Genomic DNA, 20339 nt, shown 5'->3' on the forward strand with positions numbered 1-20339 from the left:
CCGTGCCGCACGTGGCAATCGGAAGGAGGTCGAGCCGAGCGAGACGCCCGGACGCTCCGCGATCGTCACCGCGGAAAGCAGGCTCCGGCTTGAGCTTCGAGCAGGGTCCACAATCGTGCCGCCTTCTTTCGATCGCGGAACACTCGCCAGAGGCGTCGCTCGGCCGGTCTGCCGGTGGACCCGATCAATCCGCCCGGACCGTAGAATCGTCCGCCTGCGTCCGTGGCCCTGGCGGCGAGCACCGCAGGTCCGGCGCCGTCGCGAGCGGTCTGGATGAGACCCGCCTTGATCATCCAGTTGTCCGATCGGTGCTGGCTCTTGACGAACCCGGAAGCCGCGGCGATGTCGGTCGCCGCCGCCCCGGGGTGCGCGACCGCGGCGCTGATGCCCCAACCGTGCTCTCGCGACCTCCGGTCGAGCTCGCACGCGAACAGACCGAGGCCGATCTTGCTCCTCGCGTACTGGGAGATCGGACGATACGGAGCGCCTTCCGTCCACGGGCCGGCGGCCGCCTGCGACAGAACCCGGCTCGGAAGCCGACCGATCTGCGCGGAGAGGCTCGTCTGAGCGACCACCCGTGCGCCGGATTGACGAACAGGAGAGTTTCGCAGGAGGGGGAACAGGAGCGCGGTGAGCGCGACATGGCCCAGGAGGTTGGTCTGCCACTGCAGCTCGTAGCCGTCCGGAGTGTAGCTCGGCGTGCGCGGCGCGAAGATGCCAGCGTTGAGGACGAGCACGTCGATCGCTCTTCCGTCCGCGAGCAGCTCTGACGTGTAGTGGCGCACCGATGCAGACGACGACAGGTCGAGTTCGGCTCTGGTGGGTGCGAGGACCTCGAATCCGGCGGCCACGAGTCCCGCCAGGATGTGAGCGCCGATACCGCGACTCGCGCCGGTCACAAGAGCGAGCCGCTGCCGGGAGCCATCCCCGATGTCAGGCACGCTTCACCTTCCCCACGGCGGTGGGAGCTGGCGCGGACGCGTTCCGTCCCGGGCGCGGGGCTCGACGCATACAGACCTCCGAAGTCAGCTGGGCAACCTCACCAACATGGCCGCTCCGGGCGGAGCGGGGCTAGTCCTCGAAAGTTGACACTTCCGCTGACACCGTCGGTCTGAGGTGGGAGAGCCCGGACGTGACCGCGCCCAGACTCGTAGGCGAGGATCGACAGCAGCGATGACCCGCCGGAGTTCCCGCTCCAGTCTCGTGATCCGCGACCGCACGGCATCTATTTCAGCGGTGGTCTCCGGACGTGCACAGTTCCCGGGCTACCGAGCGCCCCTCGAATCGTGCGTGGTGCGCAAAGAAAAGACCCGGCGCCAGAGGCGCCGGGTGGTATGGCCCCATGGTAGCACTCGTCACCACGGCGCCGGATTCGTGATCCGCGACGAGATGACGTTCGGGAGCTGATGCGAGGAGAGGTCGTCGGGCGCAAGGCGGTACCACCAGTGGCTGCCAGCGCCTTCGCTTGGCGTTCCTGCGAGCTTCCCCGCGCGGACGCCCTTCGTCGGGTTGATCAGCCCGACCGGGACGTGCTCGCGCGCGACGCTGATCGGGTAGGCCAGATCGCTGTCGTTGCTGATGACGACAGCCGCATCGACCTTGCGGGTGAGCACGTCGATCAGCAGATGGGAGGCGACATTCACATCGCTGCCCTTCTCCTCGCGCCGAGCGACGGAGGCCATGAACGTCGCGCCCAGGACATCCTGACCGCTGTGATCCTGGATCCTGATCGGCCAATCCGGTTCGACGAGAACGGGCTTGCCGTTGCGTCCTTTGACGGCCAGCGGAGCCGACCCGGCGCGCGATGTACGTGCCGAAAGACCAAGCCCACAGCGATATGGCATCAATATCAACCGCTATCCCGAAAGGTTGAAAGACCCTTCTCGGCTGCTCCGAGCTTCTGCTCTAGATCGTCCAGCTGCGGGTAAGCCCACGAAAGCGCCTCGGCTGGGCTATGAACATCGATGGCGGGCAACATGTCACCCCTCGGGGGGTACTGTCCTGCGAGGACGCTAAAGAGGACGTCCTTAATCTGCGCTAGAACGACGGCGCCGCTATAGCCGTACGTTGGCGCCTCCGGACGAAGCCCGTATTCTTCGCGATGCGGCTTGGGCAGTGCCCAGTATCGAGCGTGGGCCGAGGCAGCTCTCTTTGGTAGCGCTCGGACCTGCTCAAGAACGATCTCATCAGCCGCTATCGCCTTGAGATCCATGATCGATGTGACGTGCACGTTGCTCTTGTGGGTCACGGCAACTGCGCCGCTCTGAGCCCCGGACTCGGACAGCAAGATCCCACGATCTGCACCGACGTCCTCGACGATCGATCTCAGAGTCAGCACGTGGGACTTGTCGACTGGTCGCTTCCAGTGCTTGCACTCGATGACCCAGTTCACGGCCAATCCAGCACGCTCGAAACTCGCGTAGACATCTACGTCATGGCTCCCACGCGCCCCAATAACTCGCAGGTCGGTGCGCACGTCGAAGCCGAGCTCTTGGAACAGTCCTGCTGCCTGTTCTTGGTAATCACGCCAACCCGTCAACCTAGTTCGCCGCTTCCGTGAGCAGGCGCACGGTCGCACGCGCGATGTCGGCTGGCCTATGGCTGATAGTAAGAAGCCGCAACAGTTCTTCGTCACGGTGAGGACCAATAGCGGCACTAGCGTATGCGTCATGCAGCGCGTCCAGCGCGACTAGGACCTGTGCGTCCTCACTGTCCGCGGGGTACGCTCGGGGCGCCCAACCGTCGAAATACTGTGGATATAGACGCTGCGCGACTGCCGCTGCTGCGCCACCGTACCCTCCAGCGACGAGGAGCAGGCATCCGGACTGAATCGTCAGACGGGCCTCTTCGATCACGCCGGGTTCGGCGCCGACGTAGCCCGCGAGGCGCCCCCCAACAATCAGACGGGCTGTTGTTCCGCTCGCGACATACTCGCGCATCGCGGTCAATGCGCTGCCCGCGTCGTGACTCCAAGAGCCGTCCAGGGCACGTGAGATCGGCACCGTCTTACGCGACTCGGAAACCAACGTCAGCCTGCCGATGTCACCGAGATTCCTGTCTGCCGCCATCAGCTCGTCTGCCGTGAGCTTCCGGTACTCAGATTCGGCGAGTGTGATCTCGAGCGCGGATCGTCCGCTGCTGAAACGTTGTGCCTCTTCGATCAGGATCTCGGTGTAGCCACCGGGATTGAGGTGACCCCCGTATACGACCGTTCCTTCCGCGAGCATGATCGCTCTGCCTACTTCGGCGACGACCAGTCGGCAGTGTTGCTCAGTGAGACCAAGACGTGAGAGATCGGCGCTCTCAGAGACTGATAAGGCGACTTTCTGGCCCGACAGAGCGTCTCGCGAGATGAGGGTGGGCTCGCTCATGTCTTGAGTGCTCCACCGCGCGCAGCGAACGTTCGGGGCGTCAAGATGTCGACGTCGACATCGTGGCCTGCCACCGCGCACAACTGCAGCAGCACCTCTCGTTCCGCGGGCCCGAGCGGCGGATCGGGGTGAATGATCCAGAGGTGCTTGTCATCTGGCTGCGTCTCTTGATGTGAAGCGAGCCAGGGGGCGAGCGTGGTCGGCTCAGGCGATTGCGCAGGAAGCCAATCGAACCCGTCCTCCGAGAGATAGGACGTCTGCGCTTGCCAAAGAGTGTTCTTGAGCGTCTCGTCGACGAGCCTGTTGAGAGCAAGAGCAACCCCGGGATCAGGATCGGCGAGGTCACAGACCACCGAGGGGACGTGGTCCATCAGGAAGGAGCCCCGCTCCTCACCGGCAGTGAGCGCGTACATGCAAACGACCGACATGCCGCTGTGCTTTGCGGCGTGGACCTCACGTTGCGTCCACTCTCGTGCGGCGTACACGTCGGTGCGGATCATCAGCAACGCGCTGCTGCCAGCGGCGTCCTTAAGCGTCCTCTCCCAGTCGCCACCCGGTTGGATGTCTTGCGCGTCGAAGAACGCCGACAGGTGAGACTGCTGGATGTGGTCACGCACACGCTCGAACATCGCGGGACCGGAACGCGAAGCCTCCTCTGAAGAACGGTGCTTCGTGTGACTCACGAACACCGTCAGTCGTGCGGGGAAGTTCGCCTCCTGCTGGAGCTGCTGGGTGATCGCCTGCGCCAGCTCGCGCCCGAACAAGCCGGCATCCGTGTTCACGTCAGCGGGCAGGGTCTGGATGCCGCCGAGGATCTGATTGACGATGCTGGTGCCCCATTGCAAGCCTTTCGCCACGACGGGGTAGACGCCTACGCCAGCGCTCTGGTTCAGTTCGGCGATCTCGCGAAGATACGTGTTCCATGGATTGGCCGCCTCGGCCGCTGCGCGGAGCAAGTTCGTGTCGATGATCGGGACGATTGCATTGAACTGTGCGGTCGGGAGTCCCTCGCCGAGCGGCGTCGCAATGCCCAAGGGCCGTGGCGGCCCTCCGTCGTCCCAGGGATCGCTGCGCGCATACACCTCAACGGCACCGCCAGCCAGGCCCGAGAATGCGGGGCTATGGAAGTGCTCATGGAGCTCCGCGAATCGCTCGGCGCCGATCGCGTCGTCGGGGTGCCAGACGACGAATACGTCAAGGATCGGCGGGATCGGCACGCGCTCTCCTTTCGAAACGCCGCCTCATCGGGGCGATGTCGGTGGTCAAAAGTAGACTATCCCTGGAAGGGAGGAGCCCGACATGAGCAACCAGCACAACATCTTCATCAGCCACCGTCACGAGGACGACGCGCTGGTCGGAGATCTCAAGAAGATGCTCTCCGGCAGCGGAGCCGAGATCCGGGACTCGTCGATCACGAGCGAGACCCCGAACAACGCGAAGAGCCCCGACTACATCAGACAGATCCTGGCTGACCAGATCCGATGGGCCGGAAAGATCATCGTCATCATCTCCCCCGACACGAAGAACCACGAGTGGGTCGACTGGGAGATCGAGTACGCCCGCAAGTTCCCCGACAAGCGGATCGTCGGGGTCTGGGCACCAGGCACCACGCACGACGACATGCCCGAGCCGCTGGAAGACTACGCGAACGCGATCGTCAACTGGGATGCCCAGGCGATCATCGACGCTCTTGACGGCAAGGACAACTGGACAGAACCCAGTGGTGCTCCCGCGCCTGTGCAGTCGATTCCGCGGGCTGCCTGCTGAATAGGGAGGGCGATCGTGAAGGTGTTCAGCTACATCGTGCGCTACGACGTCGGGTTCGCACCAAACCCCTTTCACGGGATCTGCTCTCTCGCCACGTGCAAGCAGGACATCCGCAAGGTCGCCCAGGTCGACGACTGGATAGTCGGCACCGGCTCCAGACCAAACGGCAAAGCAGGCAACCTCGTCTACGCCATGCGCGTCTCAGAGATCTTGAGCTTCCAGGAGTACTGGGACGATGACCGCTTCGCCGAGAAACGGCCAAACCTTCGGGGCAGCCGCATGCAGCACTTCGGCGACAACATCTACCACCGCGATCCGGCCGGTGAATGGATCCAGGAGAACTCCCGCCACAGCAAAGACGACGGCTCTCTAGAGGCGGGTCACATGCTGCGCGACACGAAGAGCGAGCGAGTGATGCTCGGAGACGAGTTCGTGTACTTCGGCGGAGACGGCCCAGTCATTCCCGAATCACTGCGCAACGACTACGGCTTCGACCTCGTGCACTCGACACCTGCATACCGCAGCAACTTCACCAACGAGCACGTCGCCGCCATCATCGAATGGGTGCGATCGCTCGAGCCGGGCGTGCAGGGACGCCCGCACGATTGGCCACGTCGCCGGCAGCCAACAGCAGAAGCCGCGTGAGCGCGCTCACCTAGAACATGGGTTCGAGGACGCGCGCACGCGCGAACCCAGCACCTCGTTCTGAGGAAGGTGACCGTTGATCCCCCACTTGGGCGGGAAGAAGAGCGTCATCGGCTCCGGCGTGGAGACGTAGCGAGATTTGATCCGGCTTCTCGCACTGGCAAGCTCCGGAACCGCCTCACGGCAGTACTTGTCCGTCTCGCAGAAGAGATTCTGAGCGTCGATCGCCTGGATCGGCCGGCCCCAGAGACCGCTGAAGTCAAGTTCCAAGCGGGCGAACTCAGCCTCCTGGTTGTCCACCATCCACATGATCACCTCTTGCGGCGTGAGACCACCGAGGTCGGAGAACACCTTCTTAATGCCACGCAGCGCGCCCGGACCAGGCTTCGTGAAGTCGTTCTCAGAGAAGTTCACGTGCTCCGAGTAGTTCAGGTCAATCGCCATCTGGTAAGACATGAAATCACCCATCAAGGGGAAAGTGTGGAGCAGGTCGTAGACCTCTTCCAGCGACTCCGCCTCAAGAACCCGCTCCGCAAGGCACGACCGCACGAACATGTCCCGGAACAGCTCCACATGGTTCAGATGCTTGGTCTTTCGACCGTAAGCATCCGTGGCGCAGAGGATGAACGCCCCCGTGTAGAGGCCGCCGTTGCGGTCCTTCGCGTCGGTGAGCGCCGCCTCGAACACACCGGTCTCCAGATCTGCAATCCGAGGCGACCGCCCAAGTATCTCAACGACGGTCTCCCACGTACCGACATTGCTGAAGTTTCGGAACGCGACGATCTGGAACAGACGATCGGCAGGGCTTGAGTCGTCATCGCGGTAAGCAACGTCGCGGATGAGGTACTGGCTGACACGGTCAGCCGCTCGATAGACGTTGCAGAACTTGTACTCCTGGAGAATCCGGTCCTGCGTCCACGGTCCCGGGGCTCCAGCGACGCGCGCCTCAAAAACACGCTGCCGCTCAGCGGCGAACTTCCAGTAGAGCTCGTAGACCCCGTCCCGGGGAGTCGGTGCTCGCATAACCTGTGCCTGTCTCCGATTTGCGCTGCCTAGGGCCATCCGCTTCTCGTAGCGAGATGTAAGTCCGACGCGTCGTGTACGGTTCGCTCCATCATCGCTCCCCGGACGCGTCGCAGCCCGCCAGAACCGCCGTCACGGCCGTCCCGCATCGCGGCGTAGCGCGTCGACTCCATCCGGGTCGGACAGCGCGACTGCGAACACCAGCCGTAACGCCGTCGCTGTCAGGCGCTCGGCCAGCACGAGCTTCTCCATCCACTCGGCCTGAGGGTGGAACTGAAGGAAGGTGTCCAGCTCGTCGAACGCCGTGGAGGCCTCTGCGGCCTCCGCCTGAACGGTCCCGACCTCGCCGACGACCTCACGCGCCCGCATGAGTTCCTCGAAGCCATCCGGGCCGTCGCTGAACCGCTCGCCGCCATTCGTGAAGATCTTCTCGGCGACGTCGGTCGACTGGTCCGCGAGGAAGGTCTCATATTTGATTGCATAGACGAGGAGATCGATCACGGTGTCCAGAAGTGCCTCACTTCCCGCTGCCGCACCGCCCACCACCTGATCGATGCGATCGATCTTACGGGCGAGGTTGGCGGCGATGCTGGTCAGCTCCCCGCGCCTCTTCCACGAGTTGCCGTAGGCGGCATCCTTCGACCGATGTAGATCGATAACGAACTCGCGCAGGTCGGTCCAATCCACCGTGGAGACGGGCGGGGACAGTAGCTGGGCGGAGTCTCGAAACAGTTGCTCCCGGAGTGCGAAAGCGATGTCGCTGTGGCCGAGGTCGTCGACGAGTTCACGTTGCCGCGCATTGTCGGCGCCCGCGGCGATCGCCCACTTGATGGCGATCGCTTGCAGGAACTGGCGTAGTAGGGGATCGGGGAAGCCAGCGATTTCCGCGTGACAGTCTTCCCCGGACGCCAGTCGAGCTTCGACGTCGAACCAGCGATCGAGCACACCCGCGAAGTCCTCCCACGGAGTCCCGAACTGAGCACCCGCCCACCCCTCCTCATAGCCGGTGGCGCCGCCAAACCCGCCGAGGGCACGGTCAGCTTGCTCATTCCGCTCGTCGTAGAGATGAAGGGACGAGATGAAGAACGACGCGTGACCGACTCGGGCACCGAGCCAGAAGGCCATCATCTCGTGCAGCACACTCCATTCGAACGTGTTGATGCCGGAGAATCCCCACAGGATGTCGTTGGAACGCACGGTCACGTTGAGGTGGACGCTGCCATTCCTGACGAGGAAATGCAGCCAGTTGTTGCAGGGCACATCGAGCGTGTCCGCGAAGTCGCACGCCGGATCGAACAGGACAGCGACCGCTCGGCGAGACTCAGGGTCCGAACTGAGGAGCTTGCGGATCTCATCCACTTGATCGACTCCACCCCAATCGCGCAACCGTGGCCCATAGCCACCGCGCCATGTCACCTGGTCGTCCGAGAACTGCAGCGCGCGGCCGAGGTAGCGGGCTAGATACTCCATGTCATTGCGCCCAGCAAGCACCCACATCGTCTCGGCGATGGTCGCGAACACATCGTTGCGACGACCCGGTACTGTGATGAAACGTTCCGTTGGCTGCGCCAAGGTCACAGTACGTGCGAGACGCTCATGAGTCGGCAGTCCGCGAACTGTCACCGGTTGCCCACTCGAACGAATCTCGGCAAGCTCAGCGATGAAGGCTCGCGCAGCATTCCGATAGAGCATGCATACCCTCCCCGAACCGCTTCGATCTTGAGATCGAGTATCCCGCGCGGCGCGAAGAATCCGGCGACCGAACGAGTCCGGCTCCAGTCGTGTCGTCAGAGAGACTGTCGGCTCAATTTCTCCGCGACGGTCCCGCGAGGATGCGACGACTGCCTCGGTCGTGCCGGTGCGTTAGCGCGTGACCTCTTCATATCGCGCAGGGCTTATGGGCAGAGAAGAGTGAATGGATCCTTGATCTAGCGGCGGAATGACGCGGTGAAACGGGGGCCGGTATGGTCCGCGACCCTTAGTCGTGGATCTTCCGTCGAACTCGGCGAGTTGTCTGGTATGCGCATCGCGGTTGGTGAAGAACGGCCGACATCCATCGGGGACGCAACGCTGGCGTTGGAAGGAGTGCGGCTCCTCGACCGTCCGCCGCCGCCCTGATGTCGCCCGTCGGGAGCAGCTGCGCAGGTTCCTGAGCTGGCTGACCGGGAAGCGCACCCAAGCCGAAGTCGGTGGCGGGACGGGTCGCTCGTTCCGTGATCAGACGGCATGGTGCTGGGACCTTACAGCCCCGCATGCCCGTCACGGGTGAGGTTCACGACGCGGTCCTTGTCGACGGGATCTGGATCGGGTCCTGGTGCCTGCTGATCGCCCTGTCCGATACCGGGCACGTCATCGCCTGGCAATGGGCCGCCCGCGAGTCCACCGCCGCCTGGGAGGCGTTGTTCGACCAAGTCCCGCCACCGGAGGTCGTCGTCACCGACGGCGGATCCGGGATCCGCTCCGCCCTGGCCAACACCTGGCCAGACACAGCGGTTCAGCGTTGCATCTTCCACCTGCAAATGAACGTCACCCGCGAACTGACGCGCAACCCCAGGCTGAAGGCCGGACGGGCGCTGCGCGCCCTGGCGACGAACCTCAGCACCATCACCGACGTCGACGCAGCCATCCGATGGCGACTCGCGCTCGAGGGATGGTGGCAGAAGTTCGGGCATCTCACCAAGGAGCGCACCCTCTACAGCAACGGCCAGTTCGGATTCACCCACGACCGGCTCCGCAAAGCCTGGGGCATCCTGCACCGCGCCACCAAAGCCGGGCACCTCTTCACGTTCCTCCAGCACGGCAACCCGCGCACCACCTCACCGCTGGAAGGCGGCATCAACGCGCAAATCCGGCACCTGCTACGCCACCATCGCGGCATGAGCATCGAACACCGCCGCCGCGCCGTCGAATGGTTCCTCCTGCTCCGCGAGGTCCCCATCGACCGCGTCCACGAGCACCCACACATCCCCGAGCCGACACCACTGCAAGCGATCGAAGAACACCCCGAACCCGAGCTCTACGGCACCGGCCTGGACCCCAACGAAGGCCTCTGGCACCGCTCAGGATGGATCGGCGACCACTGACACGCCCGACCCCATCCACTCTTTTCTGCCGATAAGCCCGATAAGCCCCCGACGACACGAACCCACGAAAAAGTCCTGAGCCGCGACTCGCTCGTAGACGATGTCGCGACTCAGGACACTGTCGGGATGACAGTGTCTGAGTTCAGGACATGTGTCACAGGTGATGTGTCGCTGGTGAGTCGCGACATGCGTCACAGTCGAATGAGCGGGTGTCGAAGCACCGTGTCGTCGTTCTGAAGATCATCGCCAAGCAGCTCACCGTCACCGAAGCGGCCGCCGAGTACGGGCTCTCCCGTCGGCAGTTGCACAGGCTGCTGGCCCGTTACCGGGAAGGCGGCATCGACGCTGTCGAACCGCGCCCTCGACGCCCGAGATCGAACCCGGCCTCGACGCCTGCGGAGATCCGCGAGCGGATCATCGCACTGCGACGACAACTGGCCGCGGGAGGGCATGACGCAGGTCCCGTCACGATCGCCTGGCACCTCGAGCAGGACGGCCACCGCCCGCCGTCGACCTCCACGATCCGCCGCATCCTGCACGCAGCGAACCTGATCACCCCGGAACCGCGAAAACGCCCCCGCAGCTCCTACATCCGCTTCGAGGCGGCTCAACCGAACGAAACCTGGCAGTCCGACTTCACCCACTGGCGCCTCGCCGACGGCACCGACGTCGAGATCTTGAACTGGCTCGACGACCACTCGAGGTTCTTGCTGTCCTGCACCGCCCATGCCCCCGTCACCGGTGACGACGTCGTCACCACTTTCCTGACCGTCGTCGACGAACACGGCGCCCCGGCATCGACACTCACCGACAATGGCCGCGTCTACACCGCCCGCTTCGGCGGCGGCCGCAACGCCTTCGAATACCTCCTGCCCCTCCTCGGAGTCCGGCAGAAGAACGGCTCCCCGGGGCACCCCCAGACCCAGGGCAAGATCGAACGCTTCCACCAGACCCTCAAACGCTTCCTCGCAGCCCAGCCCGCAGCCCAGACGATCACGCAGCTGCAGGCCCAGCTCGACGCGTTCCAAGAGCACTACAACAAGCACCGCCCACACCGCGCTCGCGACCGATCCACCCCAGCTGCCGCCTACCAAGCCACGCCGAAAGCACTGCCCGCCGGCGGCCGCGACGCCCACTACCGGCTCCGCTACGACAAAGTCGACAAGACCGGCCGCATCACCCTCCGCAGAGCCGGACGCATGCACCACCTCGGCATCGGCGCCCACCACCGCGGCAAACGCGTCCTCGCGATCATCGACGACACCACCGTCACCATCACCCACCTCGACAGCGGGGAAATCATCGCGACCAACCTCATCGACCCGGCCCGCGGATACTGGCGCAACCAACAACGAGAGCCCGGCCGATGGCCGGGCTCTCGTCTGTGACATCTGTCGCGACTCATCTGAGACACATGTCCCGACTCATCACACTGTCGGGATGACAGGATTTGAACCTGCGACCCCTTGACCCCCAGTCAAGTGCGCTACCAAGCTGCGCCACATCCCGTAGCCCGCGCACGCGCGGACAACTCGACTAGTCTAGCCGCTCGCCGAGGGTGCTGCGAACTCGCCCCCTGACGCGTGTCGGGGTGCCGCGTAGCCTTTCCGCATGGGGCAGATCACCACCAAGGTCGCCACCCTGGACGAGTGGGACGACGTGCAGGCAGCGCTCACCGGCGGCGGGGACGGGCGGGCATGTCAGTGCGCGTGGCCGCTCATGCCGAGCGCGCAGTGGCGCAGCAGCTCGCTGGAGGAGCGCCAGGAGATGCTGCACGCGGAGATCGCGGGCGGCCCACCTCCGGGGGTCGTCGCCTATGTCGACGGCGGCGCGGCGGGGTGGATACGCGTCGGGCCGCGGACGTCGCAAGCGCGGATCCCACGCAGCAGGATCGTGAAGGGCGGTTCCGTCGAGCCACCGGAGGATCCCTCGGTCTGGGCCGTCACGTGCTTCTCGGTGCGCAAGGAGCACCGCCGCAAAGGCCTCAACGCCGCGCTCCTCGACGCGGCCGTCGGGTACGCCAGGGAGGCGGGGGCCCGCGTACTTGAGGGGTACCCCATCGCCACCGACACCGTGACGCCGACCGCCAACGAGCTGTTCGTCGGATCGCTCTCGACGTTCCTCGGCGCAGGGTTCCGCGAGATCGCCCGTCCGACCGCGAGACGGGTCGTCGTCGCGCTCGACCTCGCCGGGACGGGCACGCCCCGCTGAGGATCCGACGGAACGGATCGGCCGAATAGGATGATCCGACGATGACCGAAGCCGCCTCCGTCCGCGTCGACAGCTGGCTGTGGGCGGTGCGCGTGTACAAGACCCGCTCCGCCGCCACCACGGCCTGCCGGGCCGGGCACGTGCGCGTCAACGGCGAACGCGCCAAGGCGGCCCAGCCGGTCCGTCCCGGCGACGAGCTGCGGGTGCGCATCAACGGCTTCGACCGGATCCTCGTGGTGCGCCAGCCGATTGCCAAGCGCGTCGGCGCCTCGGTCGCCGCAACCGCGATGGAGGACCGCACTCCTCCCCCGCCGCCGCGCGAGGAGGTCGCGTTCGTCCCCATCCGCGACCGCGGCGCGGGGCGCCCGACCAAGCGCGAACGCCGCGACATCGACAGACTGCGCGGACGCTCCTGACGCAGGCCGGTCCGCGGATCAGTCGAGCAGGTCAGTGAGCCAGCCGGCGCCGTGCACGGTCGCTCCGGCCTCCGCCGCGCGGGCCCGCAGGCCCCGGTCGCTCGTCACGACAGTCACCACCCGCCCGTCGTCGACGAGCGCCGCCGCCTCCGCCGCGATCGTGTCGTCGCCCTCACCCGCGGCGCGCACGACGCGCACCCCGTCGACATCCGGGACATCGCGCGCCTGACCCTCGGTCACGACGACGAACTCGGGGAACCAGTGCGTCGCCCCCAGACCGAGCCGCTCGGCCGGGACGCCCCGCTCGGCCAGCGCGCTCACGCGCGTCAGCAACCGCGTGGCCGCGCCCGCGCGATCCTTCCACCATCCGTCCGGCACGGATCCGACGACGTTCGCGCCGTCCACGACGACGACCGGGCGCACACGGAGCAGCTCGCGCAGCCCCGTCCAGGCACCCGCGAAACCGGGATGCAGCGGACGGTGATCGACCTCCTCGACCGGCGCCCACTCGACCGCGAAGCTCTCCGGATCCGTCACGGCCGCCGCGAACCGCTCCACCACGTCCGCGACCACCGTCGTGTACGACCAGACCTCCAGATCCAGCACGTTCGTGAATCGGGGCCGGACCGAGGCGACCGGGACGCCCGCCTCCTCGCTCGCCTCGCGCAAGGCCCCCGAGATCGGCGACTCGCCCTCGTGCAGCGCCCCGCCCGGCAGCGCCCACGTGCCGCCGTGGTGGCTCCAGCCGACGCGGTGCTGCAGGAGGACGCCGCGCTCGACGTCGAATGCCATGAGCCCGGCCGCGCCGAAGCGCCCCCAGTACCGCTCCCCGGAATCCGTGATGACCCACGCGTCACCGGGATCGCGCGGTCCGGTGAACCGGGGTGGCTCGCCGGGGCGGGGTGGCTCGATCGTCACCCCTCAAGGGTGACACAGCGTCCCGCGCACGCACGCGGAGGGCGACGCCGCATGTCATGCCGGGGCGTGTGGAGGGGCGTTTCGACTCGCTTCGCTCGCTCAACGAGCTTGGGTGACGGCCGCTCGCTCAACCAGCTTGGGTGGAAGGTCAGCGCTGGCGGCGCTCCCGCACGCGCATGTTGATCACGATGGGCGTGCCCTCGAAGCCGTACAGCTCGCGCAGGCGGCGCTGCACGAAGCGGCGGTAGCCGGGGTCGAGGAAGCCGGTCGTGAACAGCACAAACGTCGGCGGACGCGTGCCCGCCTGCGTGCCGAACAGGATGCGCGGCTGCTTGCCGCCGCGCAGCGGGTGCGGGTGCTCGGCCACGAGCTCGGACAGGAACGCGTTGAACTTGCCGGTCGGGATGCGCTGATCCCACGAGTCCAGCGCGGTCTCGAGCGCGGGCACGAGCTTGTCGAGGTGGCGGCCGGTCTTCGCCGAGATGTTGACGCGCGGCGCCCACGCCACGTGGGCCAGATCGGTCTCGATCTCGCGCTCCAGCATGCGCCGGCGGTCGCCGCCGCGGCGGTCGTCCTCCAGCAGCTCGTCCCACTTGTTGAACGCGAGCACGAGCGCGCGTCCCGACTCGAGCACGAGGTCGATGATGCGCACGTCCTGCTCGCTGATCGGCTGGCTCACGTCGATCACGACGATCGCGACCTCGGCCTTCTCCAGGGCCGCGGACGTCCGCAGCGACGCATAGAAGTCCGCGCCCTGCTGCAGGTGCACACGGCGACGGATGCCCGCCGTGTCGACCAGCGTCCACAGGCGGCCGCCCAGCTCGACGATCTCGTCGACGGGGTCGCGCGTGGTGCCGGCGAGCTCGTTGACGACCACCCGCTCCTCGCCCGCGGCCTTGTTGAGCAGCGATGACTTGCCGACGTTGGGACGCCCGAGGATCGCGACGCGACGCGGCCCGCCGATCTCGTGCTTGGCCACCGCCGACACCTCCGGCAGCACCTTCATGACCTCGTCCAGCAGGTCGGCGACGCCGCGCCCGTGGATCGCCGAGATCGGGTGCGGCTCGCCCAGGCCGAGGTTCCACAGCGCGGCGGCCTCGGGCTCGTGACGCGCGTCGTCGACCTTGTTGGCGACGAGGAACACGGGCTTGTCGGACTTGCGCAGCAGGCGCACGACGTGCTCGTCGGTCGCGGTGGCGCCCACCATCGCGTCCACCACGAACAGGATGACGTCGGCCAGGTCGATCGCGACCTCGCTCTGCGCGGCCACCGACCGGTCGATGCCGCGCGCGTCGGGCTCCCAGCCGCCGGTGTCGACCAGCGAGAAGCGACGCCCCAGCCACTCGGCCTTGTAGGTCACGCGGTCGCGCGTGACGCCGGGGGTGTCCTCCACGACGGCCTCGCGGCGGCCGAGGATGCGGTTCACCAGCGCGGACTTGCCGACGTTCGGCCGGCCCACGATCGCCACGACCGGCAGCGCCGGCAGGTACTCGATCCCGTCCTCGCCGCGCTGCACGCCGGCCAGCAGCTCGGCGTCCTCCTCGTCGAGGTCGTAGTCCTCCAGGCCCTGGCGCAGCGTCGCGGCGCGGCGCTCGATGAGCTCCTCGTCCAGCTCCGCCATGCGCTCGGCGAGGCGGTCGGGGCCGCCCTCGTACTCGTCGTCACCGGCCATTGCGGCCTCCCTGCTTCGGGTTGATCTTGCGGTCGATCACCGTGAGCACGGCGTCGATGGTCTGCTCGAAGTCGAGCTCGGTGGAGTCGATCACATCGACCCCCGGATCCGCCAGGGCGAGATCCAGCACGTGACTGTCCGATTCGTCGCGGATCCGCATCGCCTCGGCCACCGTCCCCGTGTCGGACCCGAGCTCCAGCCCGCGCCGCGCGGCGCGCACCTCGGGCGACGCGGTCATCAGGATGCGCACGGGCGCGTCGGGGGCGACGACCGACGTGATGTCGCGTCCCTCGATCACGACGCCCGCGAGCCCCGACTCCCCCGCCAGCCGGCGGAAGACGCCGTTGAGGTACGCCCGCACCTCGGGCACGCGGGTGAAGCCGGCGATCGCCGCCGTGACCTCGGGCGTGCGGATCTCGGCGGTCACGTCCACGCCGCGCACCGTCACGGTCCGGTCGTCCGGCTGCAGGCCGAGGCGCAGGTCGAACGAGGTCAGGGCGTCGAGCACGGCGTCGGGGTCGGTGGTGTCGGCCCCGAGGTCGAGCACGTGCCACGACAGCGCCCGGTAGCCGGCGCCGGTGTCCAGGTAGCCGTAGCCACGGCGGCGCGCGATCTCCTTCGAGACGCTCGACTTGCCGGATCCGGCCGGCCCGTCGATCGCGATGATGGGCGTCTGCACGGCCGCGCCCGCCGAGGCGGCCCAGCCGTCGGTCGTGCCGTGGGCGTCAGTCATGGGTCGTGCTCGCAATCCGCCAGCCGCGGCTCTCCAGCCCGTCGACGGCGCCGCGCACGGCGCCCGGCACGACGCTGATCTCGGCCAGGCCGAACTGCGCCCCCGGCGAGTGCTCCAGCCGCAGGTCCTCGATGTTCACGCCCAGCTCACCCAGGTCGCCGAACAGGCGCCCCAGCTGCCCGGGGGTGTCGTCGATCATGACGACGAAGGAGTCGAAGCGGCGGTTCTGGCCGTGCTTGCCCGGCAGTCGCTCGACGCCCTCGTTGCCGCGGCGGATCGCGTCGGCCAGCGCGCGGCGCGCGCCCACGGCGTCCGGCTCACGCAGGGCCTGCGCGATGCGCGACAGGTCCGCGGCGAGCGCGTCCAGCACGTCCACCACGGGCGCCGCGTTCGCATCCAGGATCTGCACCCACAGCTCGGGAGCGGAGTGGGCGATGCGCGTGGTGTCGCGCACGCCCTGGCCGGCCAGGCGCAGGGATTCCTCGGGAGCGTCGGCGAAGCGGCCCGCGAGCAGGCTCGCGACCACCTGCGGCACGTGCGACACGAGCGCCACGGAGCGGTCGTGCTCCTCGGGCGTCATCTCGATCGGCATCGCGCCGACGTCGAGCGCCAGCGCCTCGACCAGCGCGAGGTCGGCGGCGGGCGTCTCGCCGTCGCGGCAGACGACCCACGGACGTCCCGTGAAGATGTCGGCGCGCGCCGAGATCGCGCCGCCCCGCTCGCGGCCCGCCATGGGGTGCGATCCGATGTAGTGCGTCAGATCCACGCCGCGCCGGCGCAGCTCCTCGAGCGGGCCGAGCTTGACGGAGGCGACGTCCGTGACGACCGCGCCGGGGTATCGCTCCAGCTCGGACTGCACGACATCGGCCGTGACGTCCGGCGGCACGGCGACCACGATGAGCGACGGCTCGTCCTGCGGCGTCTCGGCACGCCCGGCGCCGTAGTCGATCGCGAGACGCAGCTGCGTGGGCGAAGTGTCGGTCAGCACGACGTCGACGCCGAGGGCCCGCAGCGCGTGCCCCACGCTGGCCCCGAGCAGTCCGGCGCCCACCACGCGCACGGTGCCGCTGACGCGCGCGGTGCGCCCCGGCACCAGCGGATCGCGCGACGGCGCGCTCGTCGTATCGGTCACGAGTTCTCCCGGTCCTCCCCCGAGGGATCCGCGCCCGTGTCGGTCTGATCGGATCCCTGGCGCGAGAGAGTCAGCAACGCGCCTCGCTCCACTTTAGTCAACTCGCGCACCTTGCCCACTGGGAGGGTTCCCAGGTGCAGCGGGCCGAACTGGCGCCGCACCAGCTCGGTGACGGGGTGCCCGACGGCCGCCATCATCCGGCGCACGATGCGGTTGCGGCCGGAGTGCAGGGTCAGTTCGACCAGGCTCGAGCCTCCCGAGGAGTCCAGCAGGCGCGCCTTGTCGGCCTGGATGGGGCCGTCCTCCAGCTCGATGCCGCGCGTGAGCGTCGCGATCGTCTGCGCCGTGACGCGACCGTCGACCTTCGCGATGTAGACCTTGGTCACCCCGAACGACGGGTGGGCCAGCACGTGCGCGAGCTCGCCGTCGTTGGTGAGCACCAGCAGGCCCGACGTGTCGGCGTCGAGCCGTCCGACGTTGTAGAGCCGCTCGGGCCAGTCCTGGGTGTAGCGCCGCAGATCCGGGCGGCCCCGATCGTCCTTCATGGAGCTGACGACGCCGGTCGGCTTGTTCAGCATGACGTACCGCTTGGTGGTGTCGAGCTGCACGGCGGTGCCGTCGACGTCCACGAGGTCCTTCTCGGGATCGATGCGCGACCCCAGCTCGGTCACCACCGTGCCGTTGACCCGCACGCGCCCCTCGACGATCAGCTGCTCGGACACGCGCCGCGACGCCACGCCGGCGTTCGCCAGCACCTTCTGCAGCCGGATTCCCTCAGCGCCCTGTTCCATGTCCCACTTTCTGCCTGAATACCGCCCCATTCCGTCAGGAAGTGGGACATCATTATCGTCTCAGCCGACGAGGGCTCAGCCGACGAGGGCTCAGCCGACGACGTCGTCGAAGCCGTCGGAGCCGTCGTCGAGCAGGGGCGAGATCGGCGGAAGCTCGTCGAGCGAGTTGATGCCGAGCTGCTGCAGCAGCAGATCCGTCGTGCCGTACAGGATCGCGCCGGTCTCCGGATGCGCGCCCTGCTCGGTCACGAGGCCCCGCGCGAGCAGCGTGCGGACGACCGAGTCGACGTTCACCGCGCGGATCGACGCCACCTGCGACCGGGTCACGGGCTGCTTGTACGCGATGACGGCGAGCGTCTCGAGCGCCGCCTGCGACAGGCGCGCGGGCGCCTGCCCGCCCACGAAGCCCGCGATCATGTCGTCGTACTCGGCGCGCGCATAGAACCGCCAGCCGCCGCCGACCTCGCGCAGCTCGAACCCGCGCTCGGGCGTGCCGCCGCGCCCGTCGTAGTCGTCCACGAGCGCCGCGAGCGCGCGCCGCACCGCCGGCACGGGTGCGCCGACAGCCGTCGCGAGTGCAACCAGACTGAGCGGCTCGTCCGCGATCATCAGGATCGCCTCGAGGCGCTGCGCGACGCCGCCCGGGTACTCGGCGGGCTCTTCCGCCGCCTGCTCCACGGGTTCCAGCTCGGGCTCGCCCACCGGTGCGTCCGCCGCCATGGCGGTCTTCGGGTCATCTGTCATAGTCGGCTCCCAGGGTCGCCAGCGTCTCGTCGGACCAGTGCTCGGCCGTCCACGTGAGGGTCAGCTCGCCGAGCGGCTCCAGCTGCTCGAACGACACGGCCGCGTGCCGGTACAGCTCCAGCACCGAGATGAAGCGCGCCACCACGACGCCCGCCTGGTCGACGCCCGCGACGAGCTCCCGGAACGTCAGCCGCTCCGCGTTCCGCAGCAGCGACACGACGACCGCGGCCTGCTCCCGGATGCTCACGAGCGGCGCGTGCAGGTGATCCAGGCCCACGCGCGGGATCTCCCGGGGCGCGAACGCGAGCGTCGCGATGGCCGCGAAGTCCTCGGGTGTGAGCGTCCAGATCAGCTCCGGTGTCTTGGCCCGGTACTTCGGCTCGAGGGGGACGTTGCGGGGATGGCGGCGGTCCTCCCCCTGCAGCCGCTCGGCGAACCACGCGGAGACCTCCTTGAAGGCCCGGTACTGCAGCAGCCGGGCGAACAGCAGATCCCGCGCCTCGAGCAGCGCGACCGATTCGGCGTCGACCAGCTCGCCCTGGGGCAGCAGCCCGGCGACCTTCATGTCCAGGAGCGTGGCCGCCACGACGAGGAATTCGGATGCCTGATCCAGCTCCTCGTCCGGACCGAGCTCGCGCAGATACGAGATGAACTCGTCCGTCACCTTCGACAGCGACACCTCGGTGATGTCGAGCTCGTGCTGCGAGATCAGGGTCAGCAGCAGGTCGAACGGCCCGTCGAAGTTCCCCAGCGAGACGCGGAACCCGCCCTCGGACTCGGCGTCCTGGGGCCCGGTGGCCCGGGGTCCGGTGATCTCGGGCCCCGTCGGCGCGGACGTCGGCTCAGGCGACGGCGCCACGCGCCACCAGCTCGCGCGCCAGTCGCAGGTACGCCTGCGCCGCGGGGTGCTCGGGCGCGAACTCGGTGATCGGCACGCCCGACACCGAGGCGTCGGGGAACTTCACGGTGCGGCCGATCACGGTCTCGAGCACGTCGTCGCCGAAGGCCTCGACGATGCGCTCCAGCACCTCGCGCGAGTGCAGCGTGCGGGGGTCGTACATCGTCGCGAGCAGGCCGTCGAGCGTGATGGACGGGTTCAGCCGGTCCCGCACCTTGTCGATCGTCTCGATCAGCAGCGCAACGCCGCGCAACGCGAAGAACTCGCACTCGAGGGGGATCACCACGCCGTGCGCTGCCGTGAGGGCGTTGACGGTCAGCAGCCCCAGCGACGGCTGGCAGTCGATCAGGATGACGTCGTACTCGGCGGCGACGCGCCGCAGCACGTGCGACAGGATCATCTCCCGCGCGACCTCGTTGACCAGGTGGACCTCGGCCGCCGACAGGTCGATGTTGGCCGGGATCAGGTCGAGACCGGGCACCTTCGTCTGCACGATCGCGTCGTGCGGATCCCGCTTCGTGTCGAGCAGCAGATCGTAGATCGTCGGCGCGTCGTGGGTCTGCACCCCGAGGCCCGCCGACAGGGCGCCCTGTGGATCGAAGTCGATCGCGAGCACCTTGCGCCCGTACTCGGCCAGCGCCGCGGCCAGGTTGATCGTGGTCGTCGTCTTGCCGACGCCGCCCTTCTGGTTGCACAGCGCGATGATGCGCGCCGGCCCGTGCCCGTCGAGCTTCTTCGGGGTCGGGAAGCCCTGGTACGGGCGGCCGGTCGGGCCGAGCACGGGCTCATCGCCCTTCGCCGGCTTTCGCGCCCGGGTGTCCGCCTTGTCCGCCACCGTCTCTCCCGCCTTCGACATGCTTGCTCGATTGTAAGGGTGCGCCCCCGCCACAGCGGCGACGCGCGCCGCGCATTTGCGGGTCTCCGCGCCCCAACCC

The 20339-nt window shown here is 67.7% G+C and carries 22 protein-coding genes and 1 tRNA gene; 7 read left to right on the top strand and 16 right to left on the bottom strand.

Translation table 11 applies throughout. The annotated features are described in order from the left end of the window. Window positions 1-65: 65 nt before the first annotated feature. From IEX37_RS10940 to IEX37_RS10960, 5 genes are all read right to left on the bottom strand, one after another. Window positions 66-941, bottom strand: coding sequence for an SDR family NAD(P)-dependent oxidoreductase (locus IEX37_RS10940; RefSeq protein WP_188756306.1), 876 nt, complete (start codon window positions 939-941; stop codon window positions 66-68). A 414-nt stretch (window positions 942-1355) separates the two neighbouring features. Beyond that, window positions 1356-1844, bottom strand: coding sequence for a PIN domain-containing protein (locus IEX37_RS10945; RefSeq protein WP_188756307.1), 489 nt, complete (start codon window positions 1842-1844; stop codon window positions 1356-1358). Between the two features lie 5 nt (window positions 1845-1849). Then, entirely contained in the window at window positions 1850-2656 is an 807-nt protein-coding gene (locus IEX37_RS10950; protein ID WP_229663219.1) for a restriction endonuclease, read from the bottom strand. Beyond that, the gene (locus IEX37_RS10955) at window positions 2541-3371 is read right to left on the bottom strand and encodes a hypothetical protein (RefSeq protein ID WP_188756309.1); all 831 of its coding nucleotides are present in this window, start codon (window positions 3369-3371) and stop codon (window positions 2541-2543) included. Before IEX37_RS10955 ends, IEX37_RS10950 begins: the two co-directional genes overlap by 116 nt. Continuing rightward, a complete protein-coding gene (locus IEX37_RS10960) occupies window positions 3368-4588 on the bottom strand; it encodes a toll/interleukin-1 receptor domain-containing protein (protein ID WP_229663220.1) in 1221 nt (406 codons plus the stop codon). Before IEX37_RS10960 ends, IEX37_RS10955 begins: the two co-directional genes overlap by 4 nt. Window positions 4589-4670: 82 nt before the next feature. Between IEX37_RS10960 and IEX37_RS10965 the strand changes: the two genes are divergently transcribed. After that, window positions 4671-5138: a TIR domain-containing protein gene (locus tag IEX37_RS10965; RefSeq protein ID WP_188756310.1), complete on the top strand. Its 468-nt coding sequence runs from the start codon at window positions 4671-4673 to the stop codon at window positions 5136-5138. Between the two features lie 15 nt (window positions 5139-5153). Further along, complete coding sequence (locus IEX37_RS10970) at window positions 5154-5783, top strand: Nmad2 family putative nucleotide modification protein (RefSeq protein WP_188756311.1); 630 nt, start codon at window positions 5154-5156, stop codon at window positions 5781-5783. 6 nt (window positions 5784-5789) lie between these two features. Here the strand turns inward: IEX37_RS10970 and IEX37_RS10975 are convergent, their stop codons facing one another. Both IEX37_RS10975 and IEX37_RS10980 read right to left on the bottom strand, forming a co-directional pair. Then, window positions 5790-6845: a nucleotide kinase domain-containing protein gene (locus tag IEX37_RS10975; RefSeq protein ID WP_229663221.1), complete on the bottom strand. Its 1056-nt coding sequence runs from the start codon at window positions 6843-6845 to the stop codon at window positions 5790-5792. Between the two features lie 93 nt (window positions 6846-6938). Further along, window positions 6939-8498: a thymidylate synthase gene (locus IEX37_RS10980; protein WP_188756312.1), complete on the bottom strand. Its 1560-nt coding sequence runs from the start codon at window positions 8496-8498 to the stop codon at window positions 6939-6941. A 292-nt stretch (window positions 8499-8790) separates the two neighbouring features. On the opposite strand from IEX37_RS10980, the gene IEX37_RS16170 reads away from it, so the two are divergent. The 3 genes from IEX37_RS16170 to IEX37_RS10990 all read left to right on the top strand — a co-directional run bounded on the left by IEX37_RS16170 (window position 8791) and on the right by IEX37_RS10990 (window position 11277). Continuing rightward, window positions 8791-9075 (top strand): IS1/IS1595 family N-terminal zinc-binding domain-containing protein, encoded by a 285-nt coding sequence (locus IEX37_RS16170; RefSeq protein ID WP_444543226.1) that lies wholly within the window; start codon window positions 8791-8793, stop codon window positions 9073-9075. Continuing rightward, entirely contained in the window at window positions 9059-9889 is an 831-nt protein-coding gene (locus IEX37_RS10985; RefSeq protein WP_188756313.1) for a transposase, read from the top strand. The genes IEX37_RS16170 and IEX37_RS10985 overlap by 17 nt, the downstream gene beginning before the upstream one ends. A gap of 209 nt (window positions 9890-10098) precedes the next feature. Next, window positions 10099-11277 carry an IS481 family transposase gene (locus IEX37_RS10990; protein ID WP_188756314.1) on the top strand — a complete coding sequence of 393 codons (1179 nt, stop codon included), beginning with the start codon at window positions 10099-10101 and terminating at the stop codon, window positions 11275-11277. Window positions 11278-11324: 47 nt separating this feature from the next. On the opposite strand, the gene IEX37_RS10995 is transcribed toward IEX37_RS10990, so the two are convergent. Continuing rightward, window positions 11325-11398, bottom strand: a tRNA-Pro gene (locus tag IEX37_RS10995). Between the two features lie 102 nt (window positions 11399-11500). Between IEX37_RS10995 and IEX37_RS11000 the strand changes: the two genes are divergently transcribed. Further along, the gene (locus IEX37_RS11000) at window positions 11501-12100 is read left to right on the top strand and encodes a GNAT family N-acetyltransferase (protein ID WP_188756315.1); all 600 of its coding nucleotides are present in this window, start codon (window positions 11501-11503) and stop codon (window positions 12098-12100) included. 41 nt (window positions 12101-12141) lie between these two features. After that, complete coding sequence (locus tag IEX37_RS11005) at window positions 12142-12516, top strand: RNA-binding S4 domain-containing protein (RefSeq protein WP_188756316.1); 375 nt, start codon at window positions 12142-12144, stop codon at window positions 12514-12516. A gap of 18 nt (window positions 12517-12534) precedes the next feature. On the opposite strand, the gene IEX37_RS11010 is transcribed toward IEX37_RS11005, so the two are convergent. The 8 genes from IEX37_RS11010 to IEX37_RS11045 all read right to left on the bottom strand — a co-directional run bounded on the left by IEX37_RS11010 (window position 12535) and on the right by IEX37_RS11045 (window position 20260). Continuing rightward, window positions 12535-13434, bottom strand: a complete 900-nt coding sequence (locus tag IEX37_RS11010; protein WP_188756317.1) for an NUDIX hydrolase — start codon at window positions 13432-13434, stop codon at window positions 12535-12537. Between the two features lie 148 nt (window positions 13435-13582). After that, complete coding sequence (gene der / locus IEX37_RS11015; protein ID WP_188756318.1) at window positions 13583-15106, bottom strand: ribosome biogenesis GTPase Der; 1524 nt, start codon at window positions 15104-15106, stop codon at window positions 13583-13585. After that, window positions 15096-15839 (bottom strand): (d)CMP kinase, encoded by a 744-nt coding sequence (gene cmk, locus IEX37_RS11020; protein ID WP_188756319.1) that lies wholly within the window; start codon window positions 15837-15839, stop codon window positions 15096-15098. The genes der and cmk overlap by 11 nt, the downstream gene beginning before the upstream one ends. Further along, window positions 15832-16971: a prephenate dehydrogenase gene (locus tag IEX37_RS11025; RefSeq protein WP_188756320.1), complete on the bottom strand. Its 1140-nt coding sequence runs from the start codon at window positions 16969-16971 to the stop codon at window positions 15832-15834. Before IEX37_RS11025 ends, cmk begins: the two co-directional genes overlap by 8 nt. Next, the gene (locus tag IEX37_RS11030) at window positions 16968-17762 is read right to left on the bottom strand and encodes a pseudouridine synthase (RefSeq protein ID WP_188756321.1); all 795 of its coding nucleotides are present in this window, start codon (window positions 17760-17762) and stop codon (window positions 16968-16970) included. Before IEX37_RS11030 ends, IEX37_RS11025 begins: the two co-directional genes overlap by 4 nt. A 90-nt stretch (window positions 17763-17852) precedes the next feature. After that, window positions 17853-18506 carry an SMC-Scp complex subunit ScpB gene (gene scpB / locus IEX37_RS11035; protein ID WP_188756322.1) on the bottom strand — a complete coding sequence of 218 codons (654 nt, stop codon included), beginning with the start codon at window positions 18504-18506 and terminating at the stop codon, window positions 17853-17855. Next, window positions 18496-19365: a segregation and condensation protein A gene (locus tag IEX37_RS11040; RefSeq protein ID WP_188756323.1), complete on the bottom strand. Its 870-nt coding sequence runs from the start codon at window positions 19363-19365 to the stop codon at window positions 18496-18498. Before IEX37_RS11040 ends, scpB begins: the two co-directional genes overlap by 11 nt. Continuing rightward, the gene (locus tag IEX37_RS11045; protein WP_188756324.1) at window positions 19349-20260 is read right to left on the bottom strand and encodes a ParA family protein; all 912 of its coding nucleotides are present in this window, start codon (window positions 20258-20260) and stop codon (window positions 19349-19351) included. The genes IEX37_RS11040 and IEX37_RS11045 overlap by 17 nt, the downstream gene beginning before the upstream one ends. Window positions 20261-20339 lie beyond the last annotated feature (79 nt).

Origin of the sequence: Microbacterium album (assembly GCF_014643695.1) — a bacterium.
GTDB classification, from domain to species: Bacteria; Actinomycetota; Actinomycetes; order Actinomycetales; family Microbacteriaceae; genus Microbacterium; species Microbacterium album.

Coding starts and splice junctions, on each gene's coding strand:
- IEX37_RS10945 (WP_188756307.1), bottom strand. CDS start 1,844: ATGCCATATCGCTGTGGGCTTGGTCTTTCGGCACGTACATCGCGCGCC.
- IEX37_RS10975 (WP_229663221.1), bottom strand. CDS start 6,845: ATGGCCCTAGGCAGCGCAAATCGGAGACAGGCACAGGTTATGCGAGCA.
- cmk (WP_188756319.1), bottom strand. CDS start 15,839: ATGACTGACGCCCACGGCACGACCGACGGCTGGGCCGCCTCGGCGGGC.
- IEX37_RS10965 (WP_188756310.1), top strand. CDS start 4,671: ATGAGCAACCAGCACAACATCTTCATCAGCCACCGTCACGAGGACGAC.
- IEX37_RS10985 (WP_188756313.1), top strand. CDS start 9,059: ATGCCCGTCACGGGTGAGGTTCACGACGCGGTCCTTGTCGACGGGATC.
- IEX37_RS11005 (WP_188756316.1), top strand. CDS start 12,142: ATGACCGAAGCCGCCTCCGTCCGCGTCGACAGCTGGCTGTGGGCGGTG.
- IEX37_RS10980 (WP_188756312.1), bottom strand. CDS start 8,498: ATGCTCTATCGGAATGCTGCGCGAGCCTTCATCGCTGAGCTTGCCGAG.
- scpB (WP_188756322.1), bottom strand. CDS start 18,506: ATGACAGATGACCCGAAGACCGCCATGGCGGCGGACGCACCGGTGGGC.
- der (WP_188756318.1), bottom strand. CDS start 15,106: ATGGCCGGTGACGACGAGTACGAGGGCGGCCCCGACCGCCTCGCCGAG.
- IEX37_RS11000 (WP_188756315.1), top strand. CDS start 11,501: ATGGGGCAGATCACCACCAAGGTCGCCACCCTGGACGAGTGGGACGAC.
- IEX37_RS11030 (WP_188756321.1), bottom strand. CDS start 17,762: ATGGAACAGGGCGCTGAGGGAATCCGGCTGCAGAAGGTGCTGGCGAAC.
- IEX37_RS10955 (WP_188756309.1), bottom strand. CDS start 3,371: ATGAGCGAGCCCACCCTCATCTCGCGAGACGCTCTGTCGGGCCAGAAA.
- IEX37_RS11045 (WP_188756324.1), bottom strand. CDS start 20,260: ATGTCGAAGGCGGGAGAGACGGTGGCGGACAAGGCGGACACCCGGGCG.